Source organism: Acinetobacter sp. YH16031 (assembly GCF_013417335.1).
In the GTDB taxonomy this organism is placed as follows: Bacteria; Pseudomonadota; Gammaproteobacteria; order Pseudomonadales; family Moraxellaceae; genus Acinetobacter.
Map to the genome: position 1 here is coordinate 19,884 of NZ_VPED01000024.1, position 24,200 is coordinate 44,083.

Genomic DNA, 24,200 nt, shown 5'->3' on the forward strand with positions numbered 1-24,200 from the left:
ACATGTGAAATTTGTGATTTTATTGACAAATAAATGCTAATAAATTGTAAACAATATGAATTATCAAGATATTTTAGACTTTTGGTTTAGTCCTGAGACTCAACCCAACTGGTTTGCCAAAAGTGACCAGTTCGACCAAAGTTTGAAGGAAAAATTTGGCGATATTCTGGAACAGGCGAGTAGAGCTGAACTATGGTCATGGCGTAAGAATGCTGACGGCCGGTTAGCAGAAATCCTTGTTCTGGACCAGTTTTCACGTAATATTTTTCGGGATACGCCGCGTGCTTTTGCTCAGGACAGTCTGGCTTTGGCACTGGCTCAGGAAGCCATCAGCCAGGATCTGGACAAACAGCTGAGTCCGGAGCAACGTTCCTTTCTTTATATGCCTTTCATGCATAGCGAGTCTCAATTAATCCATGAATTTGCGCTAAAATTATTTCAGCGCCTCGGCAATCCAGAAAACCTCGAATATGAAATCAAGCATAAAATCATTATTGACCGTTTCGGACGCTACCCACATCGCAACCAGATTCTGGGCCGTGAATCCACCGAGGAAGAATTGAGTTTCCTGACCCAGCCAGATAGCAGCTTCTAGAGGTCTGTAACTTGCTGGATCATCCTATCAGGAGAACGAAGATGAAAAAGACCGTCATTGCCCTGACCCTTGCGACGACCGCCCTGCTTTCCGGCTGTGCAACGACACCATCCAAGCCGCTCACCTTTGACCAGCTCGGCCAGTACAGCACTACCCCACTGAACGCCAACACCTACCGCATCAGTTTTCAGGCGCGACCTAATATGAGTTTCGGTACAGCCGAAGAAATTACCCTGCTAAAAGCTGCTCAAACTACGGTACAAAATGGCTTCCAGTTTTTCCGGGTACTGAACGATCCAAGTAACCGTACCCAGCAACCACCGCGTCAGGCGATTGTCTATCCGGCGCCTAGCGTCTATCCATACGGTTATTATCGTCCTTATGGTTATTCCCGTCGCTATCCGGGATTCTGGCCCGATCCATTCTATGACCAGCCCTATACTGTCACTTTAGATCCTGCTCAAGTGGCTTATACCATTGAGTGCTTTAAAGCCGGTCAGGAGCCGAAAGATGCCTTTGATGCCCGCTTGATTTTACAATCACTTGGCGCTAAATATGGAGTAAGTCCATCCGGCCAAGTACTCCAACCGCAGCCGGCCACGCCCTAATAACAGGATGATTTATGCAGAAAGAGCAGCCGTCACCGAGCTTACAACGCAGTAAACGTTTTGCGACTATTGCACTGGTCGTCGCAGTACTGGCTTGGCTGGCGCTGATGATTACTGCCAAACTGCTGCCTGAATATGTCTGGCTGATTCATATTCTGATGCTCTCTGCCGAAGCAGGTGTAGTCGGTGGTCTGGCGGACTGGTATGCAATTACCGTGCTGTTCCGCAATCCTTTTGGCCGGCTACCGATTCCAAAATTTTTACGTGACCATACTGAAATTATTCCACGCAATAAAGCCCGGATTGCCGAATCTATGGGGCGCTTTGTGCAGGAAAATTTCCTTTCCCCGCAAATTGTGCAGCGCAGTCTGGCCAGTACCGATTTAAGTCTGGCTGCTGGCCGCTGGCTGGCCAATCCGCAGAATAATGCTCAAGTCACACAAGTGATTCAGCAGACCGTACCCAAAGTATTTGAATTTGTCGGGCAGGAACAGATCGCCGGGTTTATCCAGAGCAACAGTGTGCAATGGGTCAAAAACACCCAGATCAATACCCTGGCCAGCGAAATGCTGCGCGCTGTTTTGGAAAATGATTTCCATCAGGATGTGCTGCAACGCGGCCTAGATGTGGTACATGCCTGGATGACTTCACATCCAGAACAAACCCGTGAGCTGACCCGCACTTTATTCAAGGAAATGGGCGTCTGGCGTCTGGCCAAAGGCGCCAGCTGGATCGGTATTGATGTGCAGCAACGCAGTATCGATTCGGTGATTCAGCGGGTGGAAGCCATGCTGGCAGATCCCGACCATCCGTGGCGGCTTAAAATTGAAGAAACAGCTCAAGAATTGATGCAGCAATTGGCAGATTCTGAAAGTATGGCCAGCCAGCGACTGAATGAAACTAAAGATGCCCTGCTTGACAGTCCGCAAGTGCTAAATTTTATCAGTGGTGCAGTGGTCATTTTATGCGATGCCATCAAAGCAGATTTGCAAAAGTCGGATTCGGGGATTGCGGAGAATCTGCGAGTCGCCATTCAGCAAGTCGGTGAAAATATTATTTCAAATACTTCAGTGCGTGAGTTGCTGAATAACCGTCTCAGTGGTATCGCTGTCGATTTGAGTGACCAGTACAGTGAGAAAGTGATCCGTTTTATCAGTGAACGTATTCATGAATGGGATTCGACTGAGATGATCGACAAGATTGAAAACGAAGTCGGTGGTGACCTGCATATGATCCGGGTCAATGGTGTCGTGGTCGGGGCCTGTATTGGTCTGATCCTTGGGATCATCCGTGCTGCAGTCGAGCATCTGATTTAATTGATTTTTAGTTAGAGAGCCCATCTGTTAGTGAATGCTTTTTACCTTCTAGAACTTCTTTCTTAATTCTCATTGATAGAAAACAATTATTTGGGTGGCTGATTTCCTGACATATCGACCAGCAAGCCGGCAAATTTGCGTACAAAAGGTAAAAGCGTCACCACAATCGGAAAAGCAATCGCCCAGGAAATCATCCAGTTATGAAACCAGAGGGCCATAAAGCCCTCAATCCAGCCCAGATTGCGCAGCATGTTAATCATGGAAATAATTCCACTCATCAGGCAGGACAGGATAAAAGGCACAATGACCAAGGCCCATTTGGCTGGAAGTTTGGGAATATTGCCGATAATAGTCGGGCGCTGTTTTGAATCCATGCTGACTCTTTTTATAGTTTCAATCAGGCTAATATAGGCCATTTTGATTGCTGGATGATTCATTTTTTATAGCAAAATTTGCAACTTATTTATTCCCCTCTTTCTCATGTGATCCTTCATTGATGACCGACCGATGGATAGAAACTATAGACTACTAATCGTATATTTTTTATTCCCCATAAATGGTTTTACCTAAAGAGTCGGAAATTTGCTATATTTGCTGTTTTTCTGCGATATCTATTTTCGACTGATTATGAATACGGCAATCCAAGCAGCTCTCGATCATGCAGTGCAAACTTTACAGGCACAAAACGTACTCCCATCTGACTGGAACAATACAAGTAATTTGACGCGTACCAAAGACCGCAGCCACGGTGACTTTGCATCAAATATTGCCATGATCGCGTCTAAAGCTGCGGGGATGAAACCGCGTGATTTAGCAGAAAAAATCCTTGCTGCCCTGCCTGAAGTGGCGGATATCAGCAAGGCAGAAATTGCAGGCCCAGGCTTTATTAACTTCTTTTTAAATGCAGACCAGCGTTTTGCTGTGCTGGATCAGATTCAGGCTCAACAGGCAACGTATGGTCGTACCCAGGCCAATGCGGAAAAACGCGTTCAGGTTGAATTTGTGTCTGCGAACCCGACTTCTAGCCTGCACGTAGGTCATGGTCGTGGCGCTGCTTATGGTATGACTGTTGCAAATCTGCTTGAAGCGACAGGTGCCAAAGTTGACCGTGAATATTATGTTAACGATGCTGGCCGTCAGATGGATATTCTGGCGACTTCAACTTATCTGCGTTATTTAGAATTGACGGGTCAGGAACTGGTGTTCCCGAAAAATGCCTATCAAGGTGATTACGTTAAAGAAATCGCACAAAGCATTATTGATAAAGACGGCGATATCTATGTTCGCCCTGTTGCAGACGTTTATAAAGATGTCCCTGAAGACGTACAGTATGCTGCCGAACCGGATGCTGAAGGCAATAAAGTGGTTGTTTCAGGCGATAAAGAAAAACACATTGATGGCCTGATCTTCAACTCACAAACCTTATTAAATGAAGGTTACCGCGTCTTCCATCAGGCTGCATTAAAAGCCATTCTTGATGATATTAAAGATGACCTCGGTGAATTCGGAGTGACTTTCAATCAATGGTTTAGCGAAGCAACTTTGACTGAAAAAATTGGTGAAGCGCTACAAACTCTAGATCAGCGTGGCTTCCTGTATGAAAAAGATGGCAACATCTGGTTCAAGTCGACTGAATTTGGTGATGAAAAAGACCGCGTAGTGAAACGCCGTAATGGTCAAACCACTTATTTCGCGTCTGATATTGCGTATCACCTAAACAAATTACAACGTGGCTATACCGATATCATTGATATCTGGGGTTCAGACCATCACGGTTATATCGCACGTGTAAAAGCAGCGATTGATGCTCTGGGCTATGACTCGAAAAAACTGACTGTACTTCTGGTTCAGTTTGTCAGCCTGTGGCGTGGTGGAGAGATGGTACAGATGTCCTCTCGTTCAGGCCAGTTCGTGACTTTACGTGACCTGCGTAAAGAAGTCGGTAATGATGCAGCGCGTTTCTACTATGTCATGCGTAAATCTGAACAGCACATTGACTTCGACCTTGACCTTGCCGTATCTCAAAGCAAGGACAATGCCGTGTATTACATCCAGTATGCGCATGCGCGGATCTGCCGTATGTTAGAAAAGGCAGCCTCTACAGGTGTGAACTTTGATGCAGCCACTGCACGTGGTCTGGCAGCCAAACTTGAGCTGGAAGCGGAGACTGAAATTCTGGCAAAGCTGGCAGCTTATCCAGAGATTGTCGTTCGTGCTGCAAACAGCTATGAACCGCATCAGATTGGTAACTACCTGAAAGAGCTGGCTGCGCTGTTCCATGGCTGGTACAACGACAACAAGGTTCTGGGCGATGATGCAGACTTGACTCAGGCACGTTTACTGTTATCTGTAAATGTTCGCCAAGTGCTGCGTAACGGTCTGGAACTGCTTGGTGTATCGGCGCCTGAGTCAATGTAAAGCACTGCTTTTACATTGACGCAAGACGAAGAGCTCTGCTCGAAGTGAGCATGTAAGCAAAACACTGTTTTGCATGCTCGCAAGACGGAGAGCTAAGCTCGAAGTAAGCATGCTATTCATTGCCGTTTATCTGCTGAATAAACATTTTGTAACTTTAGCTATGTGTTTGAAGATGCAGATAAATTAAAATTATGTGTGATTTGTGATCTAGATAATGACTTTTCTATCATGATCACATAGGATGAAGTCATAGTAGGGGCATAACTGCTGTTATGCCTTTTCTATTTGCCCCGATCAATAAGAGGAAATCCCAAGTGTTTGGAAAAACGCAGCGCGGTGTATCTGAAAGACCGAATAAGCCTAAAAAGCCACTTATTCCGACCTGGCTTGGCACACTCGTGATCATTTTAATCGTGTTAAGTTTTTTAATGGCACTCATGCTGTGGAAGCCATGGGAACCTGTTAAACCTAAAAACCAGGCTACGGCTGAGCATTCTCAGGAAGAAGATACCAATAAAGACTACCGTTTTTATGATCTGTTGCCACAACAGCAAGTGACACCGATTCCTGAAGAGGCGGTTCCTGAAGCAAAAAATCAGGAAGCAGTGGTGATTGTAGAGGCACCAAGACCTGAAGTTGATGAATCAGAAACAGCAACTGAACCAGGTCTGGATACAACCGAAGCCCCAACTCCTGCTTCTGCAAGCTATATTTTACAAGTCCGTAGTTTTGATGACCCGGATCAGGCAGATGCCCGCCGTGCAGAAATCATTCTCAATGGTTTATCTGCAGATGTAGTCCGCAGCGTGGAAAATGGCAAGGTTTGGTATCGTGTCGTGTCTGGACCTTATGATTCAGCAGAATCTGCCATTATTGCACAGCAAACCTTACAGCATAGTGGTATCGATTCGATCGTGGTCAAACAATAAAGTTTAGAAAATAAAAAAGCGCCAGATGGCGCTTTTTTTGGATCTTTTATCTCCTCCCTTTTTTAAAGGGAGGTTGGGAGGGATTTTAATTTTTTTAACTCCTTCTTGCGAAGCAATACTTCTCACCTTTTTCAAAGGGAAAGAATCTAAGGGATATTTGTTATCATGAGATTCCTTCCTGAGCAAGCTTTGAAGCACTGCTTTGAATTGAAGCGCAAGAGGAGGAAATTAGAATATTTAATCCCCCTCAATCCCCCTTTTTCAAAGGGGGAAGCAACACAACAGGAGATTAAAAGCTTTTTATAGGGTATGCCCCAACGCCTCGCCCATCAATACAGTTGAATTGGCTTTAAACTTCTCATCCCATTGCATCTTGTTTTCTTCAAACAGAATAACAGCGGTTGAACCTAAGTAGAAACGGCCCAGCTCGGCACCTTTTTCCAAGAAAAGATTATGCTGATTCAGCTCGATACGGCCAGAGGGTTTTACTTTGCCAGTCGCTACAGTTTCAATACCAGCCACAATCATCGCGCCTACTAGAACCACGGCCATACGACCAAGTTCGGTATCAAACAGACATACCATACGTTCATTACGGGCAAACAAGCCCGGAATATTTTCGGCCGTGGTCTGGTTGACCGAGAACAGTTCACCCGGCACATATAAGGTTTCTGTTAGAGTTCCGGCGAATGGCATATGAACACGGTGATAGTCACGTGGTGACAGATACACCGTCGCAAACTCACCATTCTTGAATGGTTCTGCTAGTTGCGGATCAGCAATCAGGTTTTCAACCGTAAACTTCTGGCCTTTGGCCTGAAACACATCGCCATTTTCAATTTTACCCAGTTGGGAAATCGCGCCATCTGCCGGAGATACAATCGCAGTTGAATCAGCATCGACCGCACGCACTCCAGTTCTTAATCCACGGGTAAAGAAATCATTAAATGACTTGAATTTCAGGGCATTGGTTTGCTCAGCAATCGACATATCAATCCCGTATTTGGTCTTGAATGCTGCGATCACGGCTGTTTTTACAATCGGATTTTCGCTGGCTGCAATTTTTCCCACCACACGGGACAGGCGATGCTGTGGCACCACTTTTTGGGCCTGGATAAACAGTTGTTGTTTTAGACGCGATGTGATGCTCAAGATGGCACCTCTCCTGTAGCGATTGGACTATCGAGGCGGTTGCCCCATTCACTCCACGCACCATCATAGGCTCGAATATTCCAGCCGAATAAGCGACCCAGAATATAAGCCAGACCTGAACGGTGATGGGACTGACAATACACCACAACCGGCTGATCCAGATCAAATCCCAGTTGTTCCAGACGCTGCTGAGTACGTGGTAAAGGATGTAATTTTAAATGATTTTGCCGGTTAAGGGCAGTACTCCACTCAAAATGACGTGCGCCCGGGATGTGACCACCGCGTCGCGCGGCCAGACGCAAGCCGGTATATTCATCTTCTGTACGACAATCCCATACCTGAATATTTTCATTTTCAATGAGTTGTTTTAGTTCATTATAATCGATCTGAAACTCAGCCTTTCTTTCAAGATTGACTGGAATCAGATGATCAGCGGGTATAAAGGTTTCCTGATCCGATGAAGTCGGTAGTCCCGCACCCAGCCAGGCATGAATGCCGCCATTGAGTAAACTGGTATTTTCAAAGCCCAAACAATGCAGGTTCCAGAGCAGACGTCCTGCCCACGCACCGCCTTCATCATCATAAGCCACGACATGATGTTCAGGAGAAATATTCAGATAACGAATTAAAGCTTCCAGCCCCTCTGCATCCGGTAACAGGCCCATGGCTGTTTCTTCCTGACGAACCAGCAGCTTGGGTTGCAGATGTAAGGCATGTGGAATATGCAATTGTTCATAAACCGACGCCCGGCTTAAATCAACAATTCGAAGTTTTTCATTTCCCAAATGTGGAACCAAATCTTCTGCTTCAATCAGCAGACCAAAGTCAAAGGCGGAAGCTGTCATCTTAGTAGTTGTCATTGCGGTCAAATCCTTTTGATCTTAGCACAGCTCATTTTTTCAATTATGTTGTTTTTATCTAGATCCTTAGCATAATTTTAGCTAAAGCTAATTTAAGAAAGACCATCATTTAAGAAAAAACCGCCTCATGATTGAAGCGGTTTTTTGAATCAAGCAGAGATTTTTAGGCAGGTTCTGAGATATTGAACACCTGACGCAAATATGCCAGGAAAGTATCATTATCCGTCATGGTTTTTCCTGGACTATCGGAGATTTTCGCTACCGACTGACGGTTGCATTCCACCAGTTTCAATACGATATTTAGCGGCGTCTGCCCCATGTCATTGGTCAGATTGGTGCCGATCCCGAAGCTGACCTGAAAGCGATCTTTAAAGTATTGATGCAATTTCCAGGCTTTTTCCAGATTCAGGCCATCACTAAAAGTCAGCATTTTGGTTTTGCTGTCAATTTTCAGCTTTTTATAATGCGCATAAGCTTTGTCACCCCATTCATAGGGATCACCACTGTCATGGCGCAAACCATCAAACAGTTTGGCAAAGTACAGGTCAAAGTCACGCAGGAAAGCATCCATACCGACTACATCGGTCAAGGCAATTCCAAGGTCACCACGGTATTCCTGTACCCAGGTTTCCAGGGCGGCTTTCTGGAAATTACGCAAGCGCACATCTAACGCCTGAAAGGCTTGCAGAAATTCATGTGCCATCGTCCCGATCGGGGTAATACCCAACTCTTTGGCTAAATACACATTACTGGTCCCACGGAACACGTGCGGTGCAGCTTTATTGAATTCTTCGACGACATGCTTTTGCCAGTCAAAACTATAACGACGGCGGGTACCAAAGTCCGAGACCAGGAATGGTGGATCATTCGGATCTTGTGATGCATCGTATTGTTTCAGCAATTCGATTTTGGCCTTAAGACGGCGCTCACCTTCAGCCCGCACTTCGGGTGTACGGATGCGGCTGAAATAGAGTTCATTCACAATGGCCAGTACAAAAATTTCAAACATCATTGCCTGAACCATGGGGCCTTCAATAGTAATATCCAGGCGGCCTTCATTGTCGACGGTGGCCTTAATAAAACGCCGTTTGAGCTGGAATAGTTCCAGATAATCCACAAAATCGCTTTTGATAAAACGCAGGCTGCGTAAATATTGTAATTCGTCTTCTTTAAATTGGAGCTGACACAGCAAATCCAGTTGATGATTCAAATCATCCAGAATATCCGTCAGCGGATATTCCGTATCTTCCAGGTTACGACAACGGAAATGATAGACACTATGCGTTTGTGGAAACTTGTGTAATACCACTTGTAGCATGGTGAATTTATACAAGTCAGTATCTAACAAAGAGTGGATAATTGGAGCCATAACTAAGGGAAATATCGCTGTGCTTATCCCGCATTAAAACATAAAAGTTTAGGCAATATTGCAGGATTTACGTACAGCTAGCTGAATTATCGACAAAAGTTCAAGAAAATAAACTGCTTCCTGCTCGGTTATTTGACTGCTTTCACCCCGTTTTCCTGTTCCTTGATAATTTTCTGTAGCTGCTTTTCCTGACCGATCACCTTGGCAAATTCAGCTGTGGTTTTTTGCCCGGTTTTCTTGGCTTGGGCATCACAGTCTACCTGACGCAGCTGTTTGGCAATGGTAAATTCCATTTTGAACAAGGCACCCATCAAGGCCGTATTGCCACGGTTGTCCCGGGCGCAGCGGTCTGCCCCGTTGGCCAGTAAGGTGGTCACAATATCCTGATGGCCATAATAGGTCGCCATCATCAACGGGGTATAACCATCTTTATTGCGTACATCGACTGGAAAGTCGTGTTTTAAAAATTCATTGATCACTTCTCTATTGCCGATTTTAGCGGCAGCAAAAAACAGATCGATCAATTCCTGTTGTGAGGTCATCTGAACACTTGCCAGAGTTTTTGCAGGGGAGACATTCTTCACTTCAGCAGCAGTTGCGAATGCGGAACTAAAGGCAAGAATACTGGCTAGAAATGCGTGTGGCAGAACTTTCATGATGAACTCCAATAGAAATCGAAAGGAAAATTTAAGTCTTGAAAGACTCAATTGACCTGAGATGGAATGAAAAACAGAGTGCCTGTAAAACTCCCCCTAGGGTGCAGGAAAGGTTTGGAGTATTACAGGACTTTTTGGAGGTGATGCGCTAGGCCCCTAGTCACCAGTTCTTCAAGACCAATCGGGATTAGTCTTTTAATTTTGCAGCTTTGGCTTTAACGATAGCAATGTCACCATTTACAGCTTTAGTCATACGCATACCGTAGTCCGCATCTGCCTTATAGAAGTAAGACAACATGATGTGCTTGGTTTCTGAATCTTTAACATTGCCCAGATCAGCCGCCAGGTTCATGATCAGGTCATCTTTCTCTTTGGCAGTGTATGAGCGGTAAAGTTCACCAGCTTGCTTGAAGTTTTGCTCTTTGGTGCCAATCTGCTGAACATGACCAGTCAATGGTGTTTCAAGTGCACGCGCTTTTTCAGTCGCCGGTTTTGGCTCTTTACGGCTTGGCTCGTAGTTCACATCAGAATCACGTTCAGACACATTCATGTGACCTTCCTGGTTATTGTTGTTCACATTCACCACAGGACGGTTTACCGGAATTTGCTGATGGTTCGCACCTAGACGATACATTTGTGTATCTGAATAAGAGAAGATACGGCCTTGAAGCAAACGGTCTTCAGATGGTTCGATACCTGGGACCAGATTACCTGGTGCAAATGCAGCCTGTTCAGTTTCATTGAAGAAATTCTTCGGCATACGGTTGAGTGTCAATGTACCGACTTTCACTTCTGGAACCAGATTGGCTGGCCAGATTTTGGTTGGGTCTAGCGGATCGAAATCGAAGCTGTTCAGATCTTTAGGATCAAGCACCTGAATATACAGATCCCATTTCGGGAAATTACCTGCATAGATGTTGTTATAAAGATCATTGGTCAAGTGGTTGAAATCTTTACCTTGTTGTGCAGCCGCTTCTTTGACATTCAAGCCCTTCACGCCCTGTTTAGAGCGGAAGTTGAATTTCACGTACTTGTATTCACCCTTGTCGTTATACAGTTTGTAGGCATGTACACCGAAACCGTCCTGTTCACGGTAGCTGGTTGGGACACCTTGCTTGCCATAAACATAAGTCAGCATGTTGGTTGCCCAAGGCTGGCTAGACAGGAAGTCAAACACACGGTTGGCATCTTGTACATTGGTGACCGGGCTTGGTTTCATCGCGTGGATGAAGTCCGGGAATTTGATCGCATCACGGATAAAGAAGACTGGTGTCTGGTTACCGACCAAATCCCAGTTACCTTCCTGAGTATAGAATTTGATGGCAAAACCGTGCGGATCACGTAGGGTTTCTGGTGAACCTTTACCATGAATGACAGTAGACATTCGCACAAAAACTGGAGTTTTAGTACCGGCCTTGAATAAAGAAGCAATTGTTAAATCAGACAGATCTTTCGTCGTAACGAATTCACCATAAGCCCCTGTACCACGTGCGTGAACCACACGTTCAGGAATGCGCTCACGGCCAAAACGTTGCAGTTTTTGAACCAGTTGCACATCTTGTAGCAAAGTTGGACCTTGTGGACCCGCAGTGATCGAGTTCTGGTTATCACCGACTGGTGCCCCGTTATCTTTGGTTAATGGTGCAGCTTGTGCAGCTGTCACCGTTGCAAGCATTGCAACAAGTAATGAACGCTTAAACATTTCTAAATCTCTCAATTTAATACCTTTCCTGCATGCAGCTAAGATACTTGAGAGCAAAAAATAGATAAAACAGATAATTTTTATGATTATAATCGTGTTTTTAGATAGTTTAAAATATTATCAATGCTAATCAATAAATTAAGCTCATTTTTTAGATATTAGCTTAATATCAGATGAGTCTGATCTTGCTACAATGGCGGCAATTTTGAATCTGACTGAAATTGATTATGCGTGCATTATTACAACGGGTATTGGAAGCCAAAGTCGTGGTCGATGGTGAAACCACCGGAGAAATTGGCAAAGGTATTCTGGTTTTTCTGGGCCTCGGTAAAGAAGACAATCTGGAAAAAGGCAAAAAACTGATTGATAAGATATTGAAATACCGTTTCTTTGATGATGAGCAGGGCAAGATGGGCTGGAATGTCAGTCAGGCCGGTGGCGGTTTACTGCTAGTGTCCCAATTTACCTTGATGGCGCAGACTCAAAAAGGCTTACGTCCGGATTTTGGTCCCGCCATGCCGCCAAGCGATGCCAAGGTCTTGTATGAACAGCTGGTTGAATATGCGCAGAGCCAGTTCGAAAATGTACAAACCGGTATTTTTGCGGCCGATATGAAAGTGCATCTGGTCAATGATGGGCCGGTAACGTTTAATCTGGAAGTTGAATAAACCGTCATTGTTCCAAAATGAAAAAAGCCCTCTTGATGAGGGCTTTTTTATGATAATCCTTCCCTAGCCCCTCCTTTAATTAAAGCAGGGGGATTAGGAGTTATTTACCAGTTTTCTCTTTAATAAACTGGCGTGCCATTTTCACTTTTTCTTTGACCGGTTTTGGCAGTTTAGGCGGAATCATTTTCGCAACCTGGTTAAACCAGACCAGCAGACCAAAATCACCTTCCATTTTAATCGTGCCACTTTGCATACCGGTCATGAATGCAGTCGGATCACCTTTGAGCAACGTTTTTACGCCCTGTTCACTGTCAGCAAATTGCAGTACAAAATCAGCTTTTTCTGCATCACCTGAAACAGTATCAATATGACCATTATTCACAACGATCTGACGTGCCATTCCTTCATCTGTTCCAATCTGAATACGGAACTGGCGTTCATGTACCAATTCAATAAATTTCGGGCTGGTACGTGCTAACTGCTTCATACGTAATGCAAGACCTGCGACTAGCAAATCAAGTGGATCGGTACTGAGGTCAACCAGAGGAAGTTTGAGCACAGGAATGGAGGACAGTTTCATGGAATTATGCCTATTCTAATTGTACGAAAATTGACAAATATCCTAGCATAGATCAAAGCCAGGCAGATGCAGGACTTTGTATCATATTTCTAAACGAAAAATGCACCCGCAGGTGCATTATTTCGCTGATATTAGAGAACTTAACGGCTAGATAGCTGCTGCTGGTCATCTTCATACACTGGTGTATGTTCGATATAACGGCGTTTAGCCAAAGCACGCTCTGCACGTCGATCTTCACGCAATAACAGTAAGGTCACTACGACCATCACGGCCGTTAAAGCTGTCAGATAGCTATATGTCATCGGGAGCTCAAACAAGGCTTGAGTACCTACTCGAATCACTTCGATCAGGCCCCAGGCTAGCATTCCCGCAGCCATAAAACTTAACCAGCGACGATAAGGCGAGAAGAAAACAGCAAGCACAGCCGCGGCGACTAAACTAAAGCCTACGAGAGTTGCTAGATTCGCTGTTACCATATAAACCCCTCCATCCAAAAGGATAGTGTGTATGCTTGATATTGCAACCGTCCTACCTATTGAATTTCGTTAAATCAATAAAATGGAATGTGTTGATTTGTATCTCTATGCATGCATTATGCTGAGTTTTTTGCATAAAAAAAGTCCTGTTTTCTCCCCTTACGACATACTCTGTCGCGATATTATTTTGTCATTACATTTTTTATTTTCACAGTATTTGTGGATCAATTGCTGCGTCGATGTTGGCGTGTCATTACAAAATCATATGCCCTTTCATCGACTTAAAAAAAATATTTTCCGTTTAAGATGATCGGGGTATTTATAGACAAGCTGCGCCGTCCCTCGATAAAAGTTAAGCTAAAAATATAAAAAAACGCGACCCTAAGGCCGCGTTGGATTTCACCGAAAAGCTATGTGTTACGCGCGGCTCAGATCTTTATCATGTACACCGAGCAGGTAGAGCACACCATCCAGACCCACGCTGGAAATGGCCTGATTGGCATTCTGACGAACCAAAGGCTTGGCACGGAAAGCCACACCTAGGCCCGCAATTGAAAGCATTGGCAGGTCGTTGGCACCATCACCTACAGCAATGGTCTGTTCCAGAGAAATTCCCATATTGTCGGCAATTTCGCGGAGTAATAAAGCCTTGCGTGCGCCGTCTACAATATGACCTTTGACTTCACCCGTCACCACGCCATCCTGCACATCCAGAACGTTGGCATGAACTTCATCAATTCCCAGTTTGGCTTGCAGATATTCTGCAAAATACTGGAATCCACCAGACAGAATCGCGGTACGGTAGCCCAGTGCTTTCAAAGTTGAAATCAGGCGTTCTGCACCTTCAGTCACGGTCAGACGTTCTGCAATTTTTGGCAATACCGATGCATCCATGCCTTTTAATAAAGCAACACGGGCACGGAAACTTTGCTGGAAGTCCAGCTCGCCCTGCATCGCGCGTTCAGTAATTTCAGAGACTTGAATACCGACACCCGCTTCGATCGCCAGCTCATCAATCACTTCCTGCTCGATCAGGGTCGAGTCCATGTCAAAGCAGACCAGACGACGGTTACGGCGGTAAGCATTATCTTCCTGTACCGCGACATCGACATTCAGGTTATTCGACAGGCTTAAGCAGGCCGCACGCATGGCTGCTGCATCCAGCATCTGACCTTTCAGACCAAACTGTACACAGGCACGTTTAGGGCCAGCATTGGAACCATCCAGCTCAGGACGACCAGAAAGACGGGTTACGGTTTCAATATTGAAGCCCTGACTAGACACGATTTGGGTCACGGCTTGCAGATGAGAGGCATTTAATTCCGGGGCCAATGCCGTTACGATATAACGCGTGCGGCCACCCTCTCTTACCCACTGTTCATATTCAGCAGCAGAGATTGGTTTAAAGCGCACTGTTAACCCGATATCATGTGCTAGAATCAGGATTTCCTTCATGGCTAATGCTGTTGCAGTTTGGTCATCAGACGATACAACAATACCTAAGGTCAGTTGATTATGAATGACCGCTTGCCCCACATCTAGAATCTGTAAGGAATGAGCGGACAAAACCTGCATTAATCGTGTAAATTGATTAGGCTGGTCGGGTCCTAAGAATGATATAAGAATGATTTCTCGCATGAATTGACTCGGGTCTGAGCTACAACTATTGTTAGAATCATAATCGAAATTGAACAGAATTGCCTTGGAAGTTTACGTTGAATGCGCCTAGACAAGGGCTATTTGCTAGCCTACTGATTGTAAGTTTTGCTCTGCATACCTTTTTACTGGTATTGGCAACGACTCACCAACTGAATGATAACCGTGCCAACCAGGGACAGCTCATGACGAGCCAACTGGTCACAGACAGCCTGGCGGAGCTTGAACCGGCGAACCGCGTTTCTCTGGCACTTCTGGCCAACCGTTATGCGACTAACCCAAGCGTTGCTTCAATTCGTATCCTGGATGCGAATGGTCAGGTTTTAGCCACTGGTGGGCTGACCAAGACCCGTGATGGGGAAGTTTTTGTCCGTGATGCCCTGCAAAACGAGAAAAAAGTCGGTGTGATTGAAATCACCCTGATTGAGCCAAGTATTGGTGAAATTCTCCGGACTCAATGGCTCGCCATTCTGTTCTCTTTCATTATTCATGGTCTGCTTTGGGTTGGTTATCGTGCAGTAGCGCGTCCAAGCCGTACCGAGTATCTGGCACGTATCAATAATGAATCGCGACTGAAATTCGAGATTCAGACTTTGACTCAGGCACTGGAACAGGAAAAGCATAATGCCGCCCTCGCCATTGCCCAGGCACAGCAAGCCCTGAAAAACAAACCGAAAGAAAAAGACAGCAAACCTGTGGTATTGGATACCGATAGCCTGAGCTTGAACATTCAATTCTATGATCCAAAACAGTTGCTGGATAGTGTGAATAAGACGGTATCGGTTCCTTATTTCAACCTGTGCCAGATTTTTCTGAACAAAGCCACTGAACTGTGCATCCAGCATTACAAACTGAACAGCACGGATATTTGTACCGTACACAAGTTTGATGAAAAAGGTGCCAGTATCAGTATTGCGGCAGACAAGCCAGATGCCCTCGCCTGTCTAACCATGATCAGTTCAGTATTCCAGTTACTTTCGGAAGTCCTGTATAAACGTTATCGCGAAGAAAAACGTTTTGTGCTGCAAACACGTAGCGCGATTTCTTCAGCCGTTGAAGAAATGCAGCTTAATTCCGTTCAGGCTGCAGAACGTCTGGTGCAACAACTGGTGGCTAAAGAAAGTGCGCTGCATGTTCCTAATGCCCTGTTAAAACAAATCGCGGACCACTTTGAGCTGGTCAGCATGCCAAATCCGACCAATGTTCTGACCCGTCATGCCTTTGTGGTCAATGGGATGGATGCGGAAAGTGCTGAACTAGCGCAAAGCTTCAGAACCGAGATTCTCAAATCGAAACAGTCTAAAGCGTCCTAAGTCACAGAAAGCAAAAAGCCCGATTGAATATCGGGCTTTTTATATGAGAGAAATAAAATCTTCAGCAGTCAGGATGTTATCTATCTGCGGAAGTATCTTGTGCTGATGCAGATTCAATTGTCTTACTTTTGGCGGCCCAGTACGTCGCCAAGGCGGGTCCAGAAATGTTATGCCATAGGCTGAAAATAGCACTTGGAACCGCAGTGATGGGAGACGCGGCAAAATGGGTCGCAGCCAACGCTACCCCTAAACCAGAATTCTGCATTCCCACTTCAATCGAAACCGCGCGACAATCGATTTCTGCCAGTTTAAATATTCGGCTGGCCCAATAACCTAATAAGTAGCCCATCCCATTGTGTAAAGCCACAAGCCCCAAAATCATTAAACCAGATTCCAGAATCTGGGTTTTACTGCCGGCAATAATTGCCGCCACAATTGCGACAATGGCAATCACCGAAATCACTGGCATCACCTGGATATAGCCTTCTACCTTGGTTTTTAGAAGGGCACGGACAATCAGGCCTAAAATGATTGGAAACAGCACCACTTGCAGAATCGAAATCAGCATGGACAAGGCATTAATTTCAATCCATTGGCTGGCCAGCAGATAAAAAATTGCCGGAGTCAAAAGCGGTGCCAATAAAGTTGATACCGAAGTACACGCCACAGATAAAGCAGTATTACCTTTGGCCATATAGGTAATCACATTAGATGCCGTGCCACCTGGACAGCAGCCCACCAGAATTACACCAATCGCGATTTCAGCCGGAAGCTGGAATAGCTGACAGAGTAAAAAGGCTAACCCTGGCATCACCATAAACTGAGCCACGACCCCAATCGCAACGGCCTTGGGACTTTGCAAGATACTTTTAAAATCACCTGGCGTCATGGTCATGCCCATGCCGAACATGATCAGACCCAGCATCCAGGGAATATAGGCGCGTAACCAGACAAAAAGATCCGGCAGCATCAAGGCAATGGCTGAAAACAGAATGACCCATAGAGCAAAGGTCTTTTGGACAAACTGGCTAAATTGAAGAAGTGCTGACATGGGAAAATCCAAGTGTCATGAAAAAGAAATCAAGGCATCTGTGGATGCCTCAAAGTAAACAAACCATTGCATAATGGCAAATGGCCCTAATCGCCTTAAGTCAGCGCTTAGGCAGCATTAATAATATCTTTCAGATAAATCCGTTTTACGCCCTGTGCCAGCATGTTCTGCCAAGCATGTTGTAGCGAACCATTCAGGTCTATGCCTTTGGTAGCATCCGCAATGACATAGGCCTTAAAACCAAGTTTGCAGGCATCCATCGCAGTCCAGGCCACACAAAAATCAGTCGCGATACCCACGATAAACACGGTATCAATACCGCGCTCACGTAAATAGCCGGCCAGACCGGTACTGGTTTTTTGATCAGCTTCCATAAAGGCGGAGTAACTGTCGATATTTTGATGAAAGCCTTTACGGATAATCAGTTGGGCTTGCGGAAGGTTTAGCTCCGGATGAAATTCAGCATCCTCAGTCCCTTGTACACAATGACTCGGCCAGAGGACTTGAGGACCATAATCCAGCTGAATCGTGTCATAGGCTGCTTGAGTAGGATGATTGTCTGCAAAGGAGATATGCTCTGCCGGATGCCAATCTTGAGTCAGCACAATATTCTGAAAGTACTGCCCCAATCGGTTGATATTCGGAATAATCTGATCGGCATTGGTAACAGCCAGATTTCCACCCGGGGTAAATCCTTTTTGTACATCTACCACAATCAGCGCCGCATTCTGCATCATTTTCATCCCTTGAAATCTGAGTTTGCATCCAAGCATAGCCTAAAACTAAAGAAAATTTTTAGTCCTTTAGGTAAAAATAGAATGACTCTACATTCTGACAAAACTCATGATGAGTTAACTGTAATGAGTTAACTGTAAAAGCTATTGCTCTGCAAAACATAGAAAGAATTTGTCTTAAGCTGAACTGATATTAGAAAATAAAAAGCCTGCGTCAGTGCAGGCTTTTCGGATATTCATCTTTTTATTTTTAAACTTTGGTACGGCTAATCAGGAACAGCATACATACTGCAGAGATTACAATACATGGAATCGCTGCTGAGATTACCCCTGCTGCACCGAAGCCTGCTGTCAGTAGCTGACCCGCAATTGCAGGTCCAAGCATGGCGCCGATACGACCAACTGCAGAAGCAACCCCTACACCTGTACCACGTACTTCAGTCGGGTAAACGATACTACCGAAGGCATAGAGTACGCCCTGGCAGCCAATCACGAAGGCACCTGCCAATGCTGCGGCCATGTACATCTGTTCAAGCGAGCTTGCACCGTTGAGTGCCAATAGACCCGCCAGGATACCGCCGTACATCAATAGAATGACATAGGCTTTTTTCAGACGATCCGTCAGCATACCCAGAATCACGGTACCAATCGTTGCAGTTACCATAAAGTAGAACTGTGCAGTTGAACCATCTTTACGGGTGAAGCCCAGTTCCATAAAGAGTGAAGGCAACCAGCTCAACATAATGTACACCACCATCAGGGTGAAGAAGTAGCTCACCCAGATACACAGCGTACGAAGCAGGTTGTCAGAGTTAAACAGATCCTTGAATGAACCCTGAGGAGATGCTGCACGTTCTGCGGCTGTCTTGTTTTGTGCCTTTATGTATTCTTTAGATTCAGGCAGACACACCATCATCAGAGGAATCACAATGATGGGCAATAAGCCACCTAAGTAAAAAACATTTTTCCAGTTTGCACCGAATTCAGTTGCTGCGATTAAAGACAAGATCGCAGCACCGACTGGCATACCACAGTACATCAGGCCCACGGCACGTCCACGGTTTTGTGGAGCCACTGCTTCAGAAGCTAAAGTGATCAGAATCGGCATTGCACCGCCAAGACCCGCACCCGCCAGAAAACGAACTGCCAGCAAACTGTGGAAACTGTTCACCCACACGGTACATAAGGTAAATAGTGCAAAAATTGCGGTTGACCAGATTAAAACTTTCTTACGGCCAATACGGTCCGCAAATCGACCACCGACCAGTGCACCAGGCAATAAGCCCAGAATCCCTGCACTAAAAAACACACCCAATTGTGAGCTATCCAGACCAAAGTGCTCACGAATACCAGCAGCGGCAATCCCGGCAGCCTGAATATCCAGGCCTTCAATCACAGCGATCAGAAAGCAGATCCCTACCGTGATGATCGCGTGCTTATTGTCTGATTTTTCCATTGGAATATCCTTGTTCAATCAGCGTTCAAAAGAGAGGCCATCATCTATGAGCCGCTAAATAGAATTAACTACCAATAAGTTGAACAATTTGCTCGGATATACTAAAAAATCCAGAAAATTGATGATCTTAAGATGCTGTTCGATAAAGTCAAAAAAGCAATTAATGAGAAGTATCAAAATCCCAGTATTTTTGGATTTAGACTTATACATCAAACCCGGAAATTCAACAGTGAGAAAAATTCGGGGCCGATCACTAATACGAAAAAAAGATTAGTTCAGGCATTTTTGCTTTTTATTCCTCATAAATGAGGTTTATTATTCGATATATTTTAGCTCTTAATTCATCGAATATAAATATTAATACTCCCATAAAACGCCATAAAAGCATGTTTTCCAAATCTATTTAATTCATTTAAGTGACTTATTCTGTGTATTTTTTCCTGAAAAAATGAATTCATTAGCTTTCATACTGCTGGAGGATAAAGGATGATTTGGACAGCAAAAAATCATAACGATTAAAACTTGATTGTTGCCTAGAGGCTTTGTATAAAGAATTCAGTGGCTTTTACTAAAGCATATTGTTCTTATGCGTTTGATCAGTCATAATTTGCATAAGCAATATTCAATTCAGTGCAAATCTATTGAATTTGCTACAAATCAAAATACAAACCCATCCCAAATATGTTTTCTCATTCTCTTCGGATGGACAAATAGGATAGTTTTTTAAAATGACTCAGCAAGCACAGACCATTCAGGGTTCCATTGTCGCAATCGTCACCCCCATGTTTGAAGATGGCAGCGTAGATTGGAAGGGTCTCGAGAAGCTGGTTGAGTGGCATATTGCAGAAGGCACTAACAGCATTGTCGCGGTTGGTACTACTGGTGAAGCATCAACGCTCAGCATGAGCGAGCACACTCAAGTGATCAAAGAAATCATTCGTGTTGCCAACAAACGTATTCCTATCATTGCCGGTACAGGCGCAAACTCGACTCGTGAAGCAATCGAGCTGACTCAGGAAGCCAAAGAACTTGGCGCTGATGCTGCCCTGCTGGTTACTCCTTACTACAACAAACCGACTCAGGAAGGTCTATACCAGCATTATAAAGCGATTGCTGAAGCGGTTGACCTACCTCAAATTCTTTATAACGTTCCAGGTCGTACTGGCGTAGATATGGCCAACGAAACCGTGATTCGTCTGGCAGATATTCCACAGATCGTAGGCATTAAAGATGCAACAGGTGATGTAGCCCGTGGTGCTGCCCTGATTGAAGGCCTGGTAGGTAAAAACATGACTGTTTACTCAGGTGATGATGCAACTGCCTATGAGTTAATGGGTCATGGTGCCAAAGGCAATATTTCCGTGACTGCCAACGTTGCACCAAAAGTCATGAGTGAAGTATGTGCTGCAGCCATTGCAGGCGATGCTGCACGTGCTGAAGAGCTCAATGCTCAGGTTGCAAATTTACACAATATTCTATTTTGCGAATCAAACCCAATTCCTGTGAAATGGGCTCTCCATGATATGGGCTTAATTGGTACAGGTATTCGCCTTCCATTAACACCACTTGCAGAACAATATCGCGCTCCGCTTCATGAGGCACTTGTAGAAGCGAGCGTCATTAAATAAAGAGCAACGATTATGCAATTACGTTTAGGACTTACCCTGGCACTTTCAGTATTCAGTTTAGCAGGTTGTAGTTCAATGGCCTTTAAAAACGGTACCTTGGACTATAAAGAAACAACCACGCTGCAACCATTGCAATATCCTGAAGGGTCAATGGTTCGTCCTGCAACGCCTTTGTACCCTGCTCCAACAGTGGATCCGCTTGCCCTGGAAAATGCACCAAAGCTTGAAAATCAGCGTGGTAACCGCTTTGCGATGCCACGCCCTACTGCACAGCCAGTAAATTCAACTCAAGCAGATGAAACTCAAGAAAATTTTTCAGGAAAGCCGCAATTAGTCACTGACGGAAATCAAAATCCACTGCTCAAAATTGATGGAAATGCTGCTACAATATGGCAATACACTCTTGCCACGCTCAGCAGCCTTAACCATTCTATCGTTGGTCAAAATAAAGATCGTTATGAAGTAACGATTCAGGTCGATCAGCAAACCTATGTTTTAAGACTCTCTCCCGCAGGTTCGAGTAACACCCTGGCTGTGTTTAATCCCGATAACAGTTTTGCCGACCGCGAAAAAGCAGCAGAATTGTTAAACCAGATTTACCAAAATTGGCCAGCCTAGACATTTTCTAGGCATTTTTTTTTGTAGAAGGTTCCCTCATGTTAAAACAAACCTTGCTCTATACTGGTAAAGCGAAATCTGTCTATACCACGGACAGTGAAGACCACCTGATTTTAGTTTTTCGTGACGATGCGTCCGCATTCAATGGCGAAAAAATCGAACAACTGGATCGTAAAGGTAAGGTGAATAACCGTTTTAACGCCTTCATCATGGAAAAGCTGGCTGCTGCTGGTATTGAAACTCATTTTGAGAAACTGCTGACGCCGACTGAAGTGCTGGTGAAAAAACTTAAAATGATTCCAGTAGAATGTGTGGTACGTAACTATGCTGCGGGTTCTTTATGCCGTCGTCTGGGTGTAGAAGAAGGTAAAGAATTAACTCCTCCTACATTCGAATTGTTCTTCAAGGATGACGCGCTAGGCGATCCAATGGTGAACGAATCTCAAGCGATTGCTTTAGGTTGGGCGACTGCTGAACAACTGGCAAAAATGAAAGAACTGACTTACCAAGTGAACGATGTGCTTAAAGCATTATTCGAAGCGGGTAATATGCTTCTAGTTGACTTTAAACTTGAATTTGGTGTGTTCCACGACCGTATCGTACTGGGTGATGAATTCTCTCCAGACGGTTGCCGTCTATGGGATAAAGACACCAAGAAAAAACTGGATAAAGACCGTTTCCGTCAAGGCCTAGGCGGCGTGGTTGAAGCGTACGAAGAAGTTGCAGCACGTTTAGGTATCAATCTTGAAGATATCTAAACACTAGTAATGCTTCAAAGAACCGGGTTAATAACCCGGTTTTTTATTGTCTAATCTTATGATCGAAAAAATGAATTTTATTAATAAAAATGATCGTTTTTACATTATTCAATGCATGTCTTAATATTACTGCATTCCGGCAACATCCTCAGCAGACGCAATCCATCTGATGTTGCTGACCAGATTTATACCCTTACCCTCTAGGATGTATTTTCCCCAAGACATCCTATTTCAGCCCAATTCTCCTTAAATTGGGCTTTTTTTTGCTTATTGCTGTTGTTGTTCCTGCTGCCAGCGACGTTGTTGCAGACGTTCGCCTTCCACTTCACGCTTATTACGTGCCGATTCGTACAGTTTGGTGCCTTTCAGCTCAGGCGGCAGGTAATCTTGCAGGACAAAATGTTCCGGATAGTTATGCGGATACAGATAATTCACTCCATAACCCTGCTCTTTCATCAACTTGGTCGGTGCATTACGCAGATGTAAAGGCACTGGCAAATTGGCCGTTTTTTCAGCCAGATCCATCGCTTTATTAATCGCCAGATAGGTACTATTACTTTTGGCACTGGTCGCCAAGTAAACCGCACATTGTCCCAGAATAATCCGGCATTCCGGCATGCCAATCGCTTGAACTGAGCGGAAGCATTCGCCCGCCAGCAACAAGGCATTCGGATTGGAATTGCCAATATCTTCTGATGCTGCAATTAGCATACGGCGGGCAATAAAGACCGGATCTTCACCACCTTTGAGCATACGTGCCATCCAGTACAGGGCAGCATCCGGATCACTGCCACGAATCGACTTGATGAAGGCCGAAACCAGATCATAGTGCTGCTCGCCAGACTTGTCATAACGGGCAATATTCTGCTGTGCGACTTTGACCACAATCGCATTGGTAATGATATTTTCCTGATCCGCCTCAAAAGTGCTGGCAATCAGATCCAGCAAATTGAGTGCCTTACGCGCATCCCCAGCGGCAAACTGCAATAAGGCGTCAAATTCTTCAATCTGGATATAGCGTTCCTGCAGGAATTTGTCAGTCTGAATCGCCTGAGTCAGTAAGGTCTGAATCGCTTCGTCACTCAGCGCATTCAAGGTATAGACCTGACAACGTGACAGCAAGGCACTGTTGACTTCAAAAGATGGATTTTCCGTCGTCGCGCCAATCAGGGTAATTTTGCCTTTTTCGACGGCATTCAGCAGTGCATCCTGCTGGGATTTATTAAAACGGTGAATCTCGTCAATAAACACTACAGGCGTCAGCAGATCACCACTTTCCGCAATGACTTCACGCAATTCTTTCACACCGGTATTGAGTGCAGACAGGCTGATAAATGGCCGGTCTACCGCTTGGGCAAGTAGCAAGGCAATTGTGGTTTTACCTACTCCAGGTGGACCCCAGAAGATAATCGATGGTAAATGCCCTTGGTCAATCATTTGACGTAGAGGTGCATTCTCTCCAAGCAAGTGATCCTGCCCGATAATTTCTGCAAGGTCGCGAGGCCGCAAGCGTTCTGGAAGCGGGATATGACTGTCTGACATCTTATTATTGGCTCAAATTAAATTCTGCTTTCATTCTAACACCGGTAGTTTTGATTCCAATATTTCAAACATTTATGAGAAAAATTTAATTTATGTAAGAAAGCTCTATTTTTTT

The 24,200-nt window shown here is 44.8% G+C and carries 23 protein-coding genes; 10 read left to right on the forward strand and 13 right to left on the reverse strand.

Annotated features, from left to right (window positions below):
* Nucleotides 1–55 precede the first annotated feature (55 nt).
* The 3 genes from FTV31_RS11045 to FTV31_RS11055 are packed head-to-tail and all read left to right on the forward strand — an operon-like array spanning nucleotide 56 to nucleotide 2,519.
* Complete coding sequence (locus FTV31_RS11045; RefSeq protein ID WP_180014864.1) at nucleotides 56–595, forward strand: DUF924 family protein; 540 nt, start codon at nucleotides 56–58, stop codon at nucleotides 593–595.
* A 41-nt stretch (nucleotides 596–636) separates the two neighbouring features.
* Entirely contained in the window at nucleotides 637–1,203 is a 567-nt protein-coding gene (locus tag FTV31_RS11050) for a hypothetical protein (RefSeq protein WP_159124209.1), read from the forward strand.
* A gap of 14 nt (nucleotides 1,204–1,217) precedes the next feature.
* Nucleotides 1,218–2,519: a DUF445 domain-containing protein gene (locus FTV31_RS11055; protein ID WP_159124210.1), complete on the forward strand. Its 1,302-nt coding sequence runs from the start codon at nucleotides 1,218–1,220 to the stop codon at nucleotides 2,517–2,519.
* An 86-nt stretch (nucleotides 2,520–2,605) separates the two neighbouring features.
* On the opposite strand, the gene FTV31_RS11060 is transcribed toward FTV31_RS11055, so the two are convergent.
* Nucleotides 2,606–2,893 (reverse strand): DUF2798 domain-containing protein, encoded by a 288-nt coding sequence (locus FTV31_RS11060; protein WP_125278848.1) that lies wholly within the window; start codon nucleotides 2,891–2,893, stop codon nucleotides 2,606–2,608.
* Between the two features lie 253 nt (nucleotides 2,894–3,146).
* On the opposite strand from FTV31_RS11060, the gene argS reads away from it, so the two are divergent.
* Nucleotides 3,147–4,937 carry an arginine--tRNA ligase gene (gene argS, locus FTV31_RS11065; RefSeq protein WP_180014866.1) on the forward strand — a complete coding sequence of 597 codons (1,791 nt, stop codon included), beginning with the start codon at nucleotides 3,147–3,149 and terminating at the stop codon, nucleotides 4,935–4,937.
* Nucleotides 4,938–5,251: 314 nt separating this feature from the next.
* Complete coding sequence (locus FTV31_RS11070; RefSeq protein WP_180014868.1) at nucleotides 5,252–5,866, forward strand: SPOR domain-containing protein; 615 nt, start codon at nucleotides 5,252–5,254, stop codon at nucleotides 5,864–5,866.
* A gap of 300 nt (nucleotides 5,867–6,166) precedes the next feature.
* On the opposite strand, the gene asd is transcribed toward FTV31_RS11070, so the two are convergent.
* From asd to FTV31_RS11095, 5 genes are all read right to left on the reverse strand, one after another.
* Nucleotides 6,167–7,018 (reverse strand): archaetidylserine decarboxylase, encoded by an 852-nt coding sequence (gene asd, locus FTV31_RS11075; RefSeq protein WP_166137528.1) that lies wholly within the window; start codon nucleotides 7,016–7,018, stop codon nucleotides 6,167–6,169.
* On the reverse strand, nucleotides 7,015–7,863 hold the full coding sequence (locus tag FTV31_RS11080; RefSeq protein ID WP_180014891.1) for a sulfurtransferase: 849 nt from the start codon (nucleotides 7,861–7,863) through the stop codon (nucleotides 7,015–7,017). The genes asd and FTV31_RS11080 overlap by 4 nt, the downstream gene beginning before the upstream one ends.
* 178 nt (nucleotides 7,864–8,041) lie before the next feature.
* Nucleotides 8,042–9,247 (reverse strand): nicotinate phosphoribosyltransferase, encoded by a 1,206-nt coding sequence (pncB, locus tag FTV31_RS11085; RefSeq protein WP_180014870.1) that lies wholly within the window; start codon nucleotides 9,245–9,247, stop codon nucleotides 8,042–8,044.
* Between the two features lie 128 nt (nucleotides 9,248–9,375).
* Nucleotides 9,376–9,903, reverse strand: coding sequence for an ankyrin repeat domain-containing protein (locus FTV31_RS11090; protein ID WP_180014872.1), 528 nt, complete (start codon nucleotides 9,901–9,903; stop codon nucleotides 9,376–9,378).
* Between the two features lie 187 nt (nucleotides 9,904–10,090).
* Entirely contained in the window at nucleotides 10,091–11,605 is a 1,515-nt protein-coding gene (locus FTV31_RS11095; RefSeq protein ID WP_180014893.1) for a catalase, read from the reverse strand.
* Nucleotides 11,606–11,832: 227 nt separating this feature from the next.
* Here FTV31_RS11095 and dtd point away from each other — a divergent pair, with 227 nt between their 5' ends.
* Nucleotides 11,833–12,273: a D-aminoacyl-tRNA deacylase gene (gene dtd / locus FTV31_RS11100; RefSeq protein WP_004281259.1), complete on the forward strand. Its 441-nt coding sequence runs from the start codon at nucleotides 11,833–11,835 to the stop codon at nucleotides 12,271–12,273.
* Nucleotides 12,274–12,373: 100 nt separating this feature from the next.
* On the opposite strand, the gene FTV31_RS11105 is transcribed toward dtd, so the two are convergent.
* The 3 genes from FTV31_RS11105 to serB form a co-directional block, all read right to left on the reverse strand.
* Entirely contained in the window at nucleotides 12,374–12,853 is a 480-nt protein-coding gene (locus FTV31_RS11105) for an SCP2 sterol-binding domain-containing protein (protein WP_004281258.1), read from the reverse strand.
* Between the two features lie 140 nt (nucleotides 12,854–12,993).
* Nucleotides 12,994–13,329 carry a ciprofloxacin tolerance protein AciT gene (aciT, locus tag FTV31_RS11110; protein ID WP_034703185.1) on the reverse strand — a complete coding sequence of 112 codons (336 nt, stop codon included), beginning with the start codon at nucleotides 13,327–13,329 and terminating at the stop codon, nucleotides 12,994–12,996.
* A gap of 417 nt (nucleotides 13,330–13,746) precedes the next feature.
* On the reverse strand, nucleotides 13,747–14,967 hold the full coding sequence (serB, locus tag FTV31_RS11115) for a phosphoserine phosphatase SerB (protein WP_159124188.1): 1,221 nt from the start codon (nucleotides 14,965–14,967) through the stop codon (nucleotides 13,747–13,749).
* 77 nt (nucleotides 14,968–15,044) lie between these two features.
* Here serB and FTV31_RS11120 point away from each other — a divergent pair, with 77 nt between their 5' ends.
* Nucleotides 15,045–16,298: a hypothetical protein gene (locus FTV31_RS11120; protein ID WP_180014874.1), complete on the forward strand. Its 1,254-nt coding sequence runs from the start codon at nucleotides 15,045–15,047 to the stop codon at nucleotides 16,296–16,298.
* Nucleotides 16,299–16,374: 76 nt separating this feature from the next.
* Here FTV31_RS11120 and FTV31_RS11125 read toward each other — a convergent pair whose 3' ends face one another.
* From FTV31_RS11125 to mhpT, 3 genes are all read right to left on the reverse strand, one after another.
* The gene (locus FTV31_RS11125) at nucleotides 16,375–17,349 is read right to left on the reverse strand and encodes a bile acid:sodium symporter family protein (RefSeq protein ID WP_180014876.1); all 975 of its coding nucleotides are present in this window, start codon (nucleotides 17,347–17,349) and stop codon (nucleotides 16,375–16,377) included.
* 107 nt (nucleotides 17,350–17,456) lie between these two features.
* Nucleotides 17,457–18,086, reverse strand: coding sequence for a bifunctional nicotinamidase/pyrazinamidase (gene pncA / locus FTV31_RS11130; RefSeq protein WP_180014878.1), 630 nt, complete (start codon nucleotides 18,084–18,086; stop codon nucleotides 17,457–17,459).
* A gap of 247 nt (nucleotides 18,087–18,333) precedes the next feature.
* Nucleotides 18,334–19,539 carry a 3-(3-hydroxy-phenyl)propionate transporter MhpT gene (gene mhpT / locus FTV31_RS11135; protein WP_180014880.1) on the reverse strand — a complete coding sequence of 402 codons (1,206 nt, stop codon included), beginning with the start codon at nucleotides 19,537–19,539 and terminating at the stop codon, nucleotides 18,334–18,336.
* Nucleotides 19,540–20,267: 728 nt separating this feature from the next.
* Between mhpT and dapA the strand changes: the two genes are divergently transcribed.
* From dapA to purC, 3 genes are read left to right on the forward strand one after another with little or no spacing between them, the layout of a single operon-like run.
* Complete coding sequence (dapA, locus tag FTV31_RS11140; protein WP_180014881.1) at nucleotides 20,268–21,167, forward strand: 4-hydroxy-tetrahydrodipicolinate synthase; 900 nt, start codon at nucleotides 20,268–20,270, stop codon at nucleotides 21,165–21,167.
* A gap of 12 nt (nucleotides 21,168–21,179) precedes the next feature.
* Complete coding sequence (locus FTV31_RS11145) at nucleotides 21,180–21,785, forward strand: lipoprotein-34 precursor (NlpB) (RefSeq protein ID WP_034703997.1); 606 nt, start codon at nucleotides 21,180–21,182, stop codon at nucleotides 21,783–21,785.
* A gap of 38 nt (nucleotides 21,786–21,823) precedes the next feature.
* Entirely contained in the window at nucleotides 21,824–22,543 is a 720-nt protein-coding gene (gene purC, locus FTV31_RS11150) for a phosphoribosylaminoimidazolesuccinocarboxamide synthase (protein WP_004781395.1), read from the forward strand.
* A 267-nt stretch (nucleotides 22,544–22,810) separates the two neighbouring features.
* Here the strand turns inward: purC and FTV31_RS11155 are convergent, their stop codons facing one another.
* Nucleotides 22,811–24,085, reverse strand: a complete 1,275-nt coding sequence (locus tag FTV31_RS11155; protein WP_180014883.1) for a replication-associated recombination protein A — start codon at nucleotides 24,083–24,085, stop codon at nucleotides 22,811–22,813.
* Nucleotides 24,086–24,200 lie beyond the last annotated feature (115 nt).

Bases quoted from the DNA above. Each gene is read 5' to 3' on its own strand.
- FTV31_RS11155 (WP_180014883.1), bottom strand. From the start codon at position 24,085: ATGTCAGACAGTCATATCCCGCTTCCAGAACGCTTGCGGCCTCGCGAC.
- FTV31_RS11105 (WP_004281258.1), bottom strand. From the start codon at position 12,853: ATGAAACTGTCCTCCATTCCTGTGCTCAAACTTCCTCTGGTTGACCTC.
- FTV31_RS11090 (WP_180014872.1), bottom strand. From the start codon at position 9,903: ATGAAAGTTCTGCCACACGCATTTCTAGCCAGTATTCTTGCCTTTAGT.
- pncB (WP_180014870.1), bottom strand. From the start codon at position 9,247: ATGGCTCCAATTATCCACTCTTTGTTAGATACTGACTTGTATAAATTC.
- dapA (WP_180014881.1), top strand. From the start codon at position 20,268: ATGACTCAGCAAGCACAGACCATTCAGGGTTCCATTGTCGCAATCGTC.
- FTV31_RS11145 (WP_034703997.1), top strand. From the start codon at position 21,180: ATGCAATTACGTTTAGGACTTACCCTGGCACTTTCAGTATTCAGTTTA.
- dtd (WP_004281259.1), top strand. From the start codon at position 11,833: ATGCGTGCATTATTACAACGGGTATTGGAAGCCAAAGTCGTGGTCGAT.
- purC (WP_004781395.1), top strand. From the start codon at position 21,824: ATGTTAAAACAAACCTTGCTCTATACTGGTAAAGCGAAATCTGTCTAT.
- FTV31_RS11080 (WP_180014891.1), bottom strand. From the start codon at position 7,863: ATGACAGCTTCCGCCTTTGACTTTGGTCTGCTGATTGAAGCAGAAGAT.
- argS (WP_180014866.1), top strand. From the start codon at position 3,147: ATGAATACGGCAATCCAAGCAGCTCTCGATCATGCAGTGCAAACTTTA.
- FTV31_RS11055 (WP_159124210.1), top strand. From the start codon at position 1,218: ATGCAGAAAGAGCAGCCGTCACCGAGCTTACAACGCAGTAAACGTTTT.
- pncA (WP_180014878.1), bottom strand. From the start codon at position 18,086: ATGATGCAGAATGCGGCGCTGATTGTGGTAGATGTACAAAAAGGATTT.
- FTV31_RS11050 (WP_159124209.1), top strand. From the start codon at position 637: ATGAAAAAGACCGTCATTGCCCTGACCCTTGCGACGACCGCCCTGCTT.
- mhpT (WP_180014880.1), bottom strand. From the start codon at position 19,539: ATGGAAAAATCAGACAATAAGCACGCGATCATCACGGTAGGGATCTGC.
- aciT (WP_034703185.1), bottom strand. From the start codon at position 13,329: ATGGTAACAGCGAATCTAGCAACTCTCGTAGGCTTTAGTTTAGTCGCC.
- FTV31_RS11125 (WP_180014876.1), bottom strand. From the start codon at position 17,349: ATGTCAGCACTTCTTCAATTTAGCCAGTTTGTCCAAAAGACCTTTGCT.
- FTV31_RS11045 (WP_180014864.1), top strand. From the start codon at position 56: ATGAATTATCAAGATATTTTAGACTTTTGGTTTAGTCCTGAGACTCAA.
- FTV31_RS11060 (WP_125278848.1), bottom strand. From the start codon at position 2,893: ATGGATTCAAAACAGCGCCCGACTATTATCGGCAATATTCCCAAACTT.
- FTV31_RS11095 (WP_180014893.1), bottom strand. From the start codon at position 11,605: ATGTTTAAGCGTTCATTACTTGTTGCAATGCTTGCAACGGTGACAGCT.
- serB (WP_159124188.1), bottom strand. From the start codon at position 14,967: ATGCGAGAAATCATTCTTATATCATTCTTAGGACCCGACCAGCCTAAT.